We start from the raw sequence: 6,427 nt of genomic DNA, 5'->3' as shown, positions 1-6,427 counted from the left end.
TTGCAGCTCACCTTCCTCGGTGGTTTGCAGCGTAAACATCGTATCGAACAGCGGGTTGCGACTCATATCCCGCTTCACATTCAGCTTTTCCACCAGCTCTTCAAACGGATAGTCCTGATGCTCGTAAGCTTGCAGCGCACGTGTCTTCACATCCTCCACGTAGCTGCGGAAGCTTTGCCCTGCCGTCGGGTAGTTCCGTATGGCCAGTGTGCCAACGAACATCCCGATGATCGGCTCCAGATCCGCATGCGGCCGTCCGGCTATCGGTGTACCGACCACGATATCCTCTTGTCCGCTATATTGATGCAAGAGCGCGGTGTACGCCGCCAGCAGCACCATATACAGCGTCGAGCCTGTCTGTGCCGCCAGTTCTTTCAGACGTTCGCTAACTTCACGCTCCAGTCCGAATACGACCGTATCCCCTGTCGTATTCCGTACCGCCGGACGGGCAAAGTCCGTCGGTAGATCCAGCACAGGCAGCTCACCCCGGAAGGTATCCAGCCAGTACGCTTCCTGACGCTGCATCCACTCCTGATGCGCCTCGCTTTGCTGCCATACCGCATAATCCTTGTACTGAATCCGCATGGGTGACAGTTCTTCGCCGTCATACAAGCGGACAAATTCATCGGTCAGTACCCCTATGGACACCCCATCGGAGACGATGTGGTGCATATCCAGCATGAGCAGATGCTGCGATTCTTGCTCCGGTCCTTGTACGCCCAGATCCACCACACCTACCCGCAGCAGCGGAGCGATTTGCAGATCGAACGGACGTACAAAGCGCCTTACCAGCTCTTGCGCTTCCGGGCTGGCTATCGTATCCGGTTCCGTTTCCGTATCTGTATCTGTGTCCGTATCTGTATGTGCAGTCGTATCTCTGACCTGTACCTTCGTATACTCCACCGCAAACGGCACGTTATCCTCAATCCATTGCATCGGCTCACCGTCCACCAGGGTAAAGCGGGTACGCAAGGTCGCATGTCGGGCGATCAGTTGACCGAACACGTCCTCCACTCGCTTCACATCCAGCGGACCACTTACATGCAGTACCGACGGCATGTTGTAGTTCACATCATTTGGGTCGAACTGATGCAGCACATACAGTCGTTTTTGCGCCGAGGACAGCGGGTAGAAGCTGCGCTCTTCCGTCACCGGAATGGATGCATACGCCACTTGATCCAGTTGTTCCAAGACGACGGCCAGTTGTTCAATCGTTGGTGCTTCAAAAATACTGCGCAATGGAAGCGGCTTGTCCAGTTCTTTGTGAATCTTCGAGGCCAGCGTTGTTGCCCGCAGCGAATGTCCGCCAATCTCGAAGAAGTTTTCCTTCATGCCGACCTGCGCAAGTCCCAGCACATCCTGCCAAATTTGCGCCAGCTTCGCTTCCACCCACGTCCGCGGTGCAACATAGTCGGCTCCGCTTTGCAGGCTGCCTTCTGGTGCCGGCAGGGCCTTGCGGTCGATTTTGCCGTTCGGTGTCAGCGGCATCTGCTCCAGCTGAATAAAATACGACGGCACCATATAGCTTGGCAGCTCCTGCCCCAGCTCATGTCTCAGCTCACCAGCTCCAAGCTCTTGACTCGCGACGTAGTACGCCACTAGTTGGTTTTGACCAGTTTCGTCCGCACGGGCCATAATGACCGCTTCTCGTACCGACTCCACCTGCAGCAGCTGCGATTCCACCTCGCTCAGCTCGATCCGGTAACCCCGGATTTTTACCTGATGGTCCATCCGGCCCAAATATTCGATGTTGCCATCCGGCATCCATCTCGCCAAATCGCCTGTACGGTACATCCGCTCATAGCCTGCTCTGCCTCCGGCAAACGGATTATTCACAAATTTCTCTGCCGTCAGTTCTTCGCGTTTCCAATAACCACGGGCCAATCCTTCCCCTGCAATACATAACTCGCCCGGCACACCGACTGGCTGCATTCCCCCATGCGCATTCAGGATATATATTTGTGTATTCGCGATAGGACGTCCAATATTGATTTGCCTAGCATGGGTCAGTTCCCGTACGGCCGACCAAACTGTCGTTTCTGTAGGTCCGTACATGTTAAATATGCGGGGACCGTTTATTTCCTGCAGCGCTGCCAGCAGCTTGGACGGAAGTGCTTCACCCCCGACCATAATTTCCTTCACGCTTCGCAGCGCGCGGGAACCTGCTTCATGACCCAGCAGCATTTGCAGCCGCGATGGTGTCATTTGCAACATATCAATATGATGATCCTCAATCAACTTGCCAAGCGCCTGAGGGTCCGCCTGATGCTGGCGGTCGCCAAGCACAACAGTCATTCCACCCAAAAGTGGCAGGATGGTTTCCAAGACAAAGATATCGAATGAAATGGTCGTGAGTGACAAAATGGTTTTGTCCGCTTCAAAGTCGATGAGCTCGCGCATCCCTGTGATAAAGTTGAGTATCGAGCGATGCTGGAGCATAACTCCTTTCGGGTTTCCAGTCGATCCTGAGGTATAGATGACGTAAGCCAAATCCTCTGGGCGGGCAATCGCCCCCAGGTTGCCGCTTTCTCCCTGATACAATTCTGCATCCTCAAGAAATATTGCATTGGCGTTGCAATGGTGCTCTTCTGCCAAATCACGACTGGTCAGAAGCACTGCAGCCTCGCTATCTTCCAGCATGTATTTAATACGAGCTGACGGAAACTCAGGATCGATTGGCACATAAGCACCGCCTGCTTTTAGAACCGCCATGAGACCGACGATCATTTCCACTGAGCGCTGCACCATCAAGCCGACCAGCTTGTCAGGTCCTACTCCCTGTGCTTGAAGCATTCGTGCCAATGAGTTGGCCCGTTCATTCAACTCCCGATAAGTCAGACTCTGATTTCCAAATACCAATGCCACCTGATCCGGTGTCCGTGCCGCCTGTTCCTCGAACACCACACTTAACGTCTGATCCTGCGGATAGGCTGCCGTCGTATCTCCCCACACCTGAACGATCTGCGCCTGTTCTTCCGGTGTGACCAATTCCAGCTCATTCACACGGATATGCGGATTGTCGATAATTTGCTCAATGACATGCAATACATGTCCCTGCATACGCTCTACCGTAGACCGGTCGTATACATTCGCGTTATATCTGAACATGATACGGAAGATATCATCCGGCATTACAATCAAGTCCAGATCATAGTTCGTTTGTTCGATAACCTCTACATTCGTAATTTCAAAAACGGATGGACGAACTTCGCCGAGCTGCTCCACTTGCTGTTCTACCGGATAGTTCTCAAATACCATAATGTGGTTAATTAAATTTTGCTTCTGCTCGGTCAGCGCCTGAATTTCATACAGCGGGAAGCTGTCATATGCTCCCGAAGTCAGTGCTTGCTCCTGCGTTTTCCGCATCATTTCCACAAAAGTGGCATTCCGTTCACTTTGAATCCGAACCGGTATCGTATTAATGAACAGGCCGATCATGTTCTCTACACCAGGAATATCCGTCGGACGTCCAGATACGACACTGCCGAATATGACATCCCCATTGTTGTTATATTTCTGCAAAATAACGCCCCACACGGTCTGCATCAGCGTATTAATCGTCACCTGCTGCTGCTTCGCAATCCGGTACATGGCTTCGCTCCACGTTTGATCCAGATCAACCGTTATTTTTTCAGAAACATATTCGTTAGTCTCACTCGCTGAAACAGATGCAGCACTTTCCTTATTGTCCAGCGCTTGATTCTTCATTGAAGCATCCGAACCAGGCAACAGCGTCTGCTGCTCAAATCCGGCCAAATAGCTGCTCCAGTAGTCTCTTGCCGCACGCTCATCCTGACGGTCCAGCCATTCAATATATTGGCTGTATGGTGTAATCGCAGCAAGCTCCGGCTGCTTCTGCTCCAGCAGTGCAAAGTACGTACCGAACACTTCACCTGTCACCAGCGACAGGCACCAGCCGTCCATTACAATGTGATGGAAGCTCCATACCAGGTGATATGTCTGTTCATCTGTCTGCAACACCTGTACGCGCATGAGCGCATCTGTACCGAGATCAAAGCCCCGCGCCTGGTCCTGCAGCTTGAACGACTGAATATACGCCTGTTGTTCCGCTTTTTGCATTCCGCGTAAATCCTTGAAGGAAAGATCGCTGCCTTTATGACGGAACACAAGCTGCAATGGCTCCTGATTCCGGCCTGTCTCAAACATATGGAAATTCGTCCGCAGCGCTTCATGCCGCTGTGTCAGCAGATCAAGGCTCTTACGGAAAACAGCAACATCAAAGCTGCCCTGTTGATCAAACGACGCTTGCTGGAAGTATGCGCCTGACCCCGGCTCCATCAGACTATGGAAAAGCATCCCCTTCTGCATTGGAGAAAGAGCATACACATTTTCCAGTTCACCGACAGAAGCCGTTTGCGCAGTCAATTGCTCCAACTGCTCTAGTGTCAAGCCTTTAAACAATACATCACTTGGTGTCAGCTCACTCCGCTCCCTGGAGGCGCAATGAACGATCACTTCCTGCAAACTTTCCTGCAGCAACCGCGCAAATTTCTCCACGTTTGGCCCATGATATACCTTGCTGTCATAGCGAATTTCCAACGTCAGCACGCCTGCTGTAATCATGCCGTTCACATTCAGTGGATGCTCTAAAAGGGTGCTGTCACTCATCGGCTCTCCACCTGTATGTGAGGACATACCGATATCACTATTTTCCAAATCCTGATCAAATTGTCCCAAATAGTTAAAGCTGATTTCAGGCTGCAAGGTTAAGGAATGATCAGCATCATCCTGAGACATAAATTTCAAAATACCGTAGCCAATACCCTTATGCGGTACATGGCGCAGGTCCTCCTTCACCCGTTTGATCCGCTGCCCTACCTCTGCCTTGCCGTCAACATCGAGCAGCACCGGATACTGGCTCGTAAACCAACCCACTGTACGTGTGATGTCGATATCTGGAACAATGTCTTCCCGACCATGTCCCTCCAGGTTGACCAGCACACGCTCCTGGCCGCTCCAGTTGTATAATGCCGTGCCGAGTGCGGTTAACAGCAGATCATTCACCTCTGTGTTATACGCACGGTGCGCTTCTTGAAGCAGCAGTCGTGTTTCCTGCTCGCTCCAAGCCACTGTCACAATTTCACTGTCTCTCAGCGGATAATGCTGTCCTTCCGCTCTCTCGTAATCCTTAGGCAGCGATACGAATTCCGTTTGGGCAAGACGCTGCCAGTATTCGCGTTCGTCTTCGCTGGCCGGACTATTCGCATATTGAGATAACCGCTCAGCCCAAGTGGAGAACGAATCCGTTTTGTATGGCAGACGAATCGCTTCTCCTCGAACTGCCTGCTCATATCCGGTGGCAAAATCCTCAAACACAATCCGCCATGAAATGCCGTCTACCACCAAATGGTGAATTGCAATCAGCAAATGATCTCCATCCATGCAATGGAACAGCCCCAGCTTGACCAGTGGTCCCTCTTCCAAACGAATGGAGCTTTGAATGGCATTTGCTTTCACTTCAATGGCCTTCACCACGTCCGCAGCGTCTTCGAAGCCCGTCAGATCAACAACATCCAGACTGTACAGCTGACCTTCATTCAAGTCACGGTTCCACGCTTCGTAACCCCGTTCGGTCTGACGGAAGACCATGCGCAGTGCATCATGATGCTCGGTAACCTTGGTCACCGCTTGATGCAATGCGTCTACATCGAAGCCTTCCGCTCTATGCAGCATGACCGACTGGTTGAAATAATGCGGCTCTGCCGAAGATTGTCCAAAGAACCATTCCTGGATCGGGGTCAATTTAACTGCCCCCGAAATTACCCGCTGATCGGCAGTACGGCTGACCTTATGCACATGACCACTCAGCAGCGATATGGAAGGATATTGGAACAAATCCTTCATTTCCAGCTTGTAGCCAGCTTGCAGCAAACGGGAGGATACCTGGATGGCCTTGATCGAATCGCCGCCCAGATCAAAGAAATTATCCAAAATCCCGACTCTCTTCGCGCCCAACACGGCCTGCCAAACGGAAGCCAGCGTCTGCTCCAGCGCCGTGCGCGGCTCTACATAATCCGCTCCGCTTTGCAGACTGCCTTCCGGTGTCGGCAGGGCCTTGCGGTCGATTTTGCCGTTTGGTGTCAGCGGCATCTGCTCCAGCTGGATGAAATACGAAGGCACCATGTAATTTGGCAGCTCCTCGCCCAGCAAGCCACGCAGCTCGCCTGCACTCACTTCCCGCTCGGCCACATAGTACGCCACCAGTTGGTTTTGCCCCTGCTCATCTGCCTGTGCCAGTACGATGACCTCTTGCACGTCTTCCACTTTCAGAATTTGGGCCTCGACCTCGCCCAGCTCGATCCGGTAGCCCCGGATTTTGACCTGATGGTCGATCCGGCCCAAGTATTCGATGTTGCCGTCCGGCATCCATCTCGCCAAGTCACCCGTACGGTACATCCGTTCATAA

At 52.4% G+C, this 6,427-nt stretch carries 1 protein-coding gene; it reads right to left on the bottom strand.

Annotated elements, in window-relative coordinates:
- A partial coding sequence (locus tag WG8_RS28370; RefSeq protein ID WP_007430354.1) for a non-ribosomal peptide synthetase occupies positions 1-6,427 on the bottom strand: 6,427 nt, incomplete at both ends.

It is taken from the genome of Paenibacillus sp. Aloe-11 (assembly GCF_000245715.1).
Taxonomy (GTDB): domain Bacteria; phylum Bacillota; class Bacilli; order Paenibacillales; family Paenibacillaceae; genus Paenibacillus; species Paenibacillus kribbensis.
This window is presented reverse-complemented; position numbering and strand designations above follow the sequence as displayed.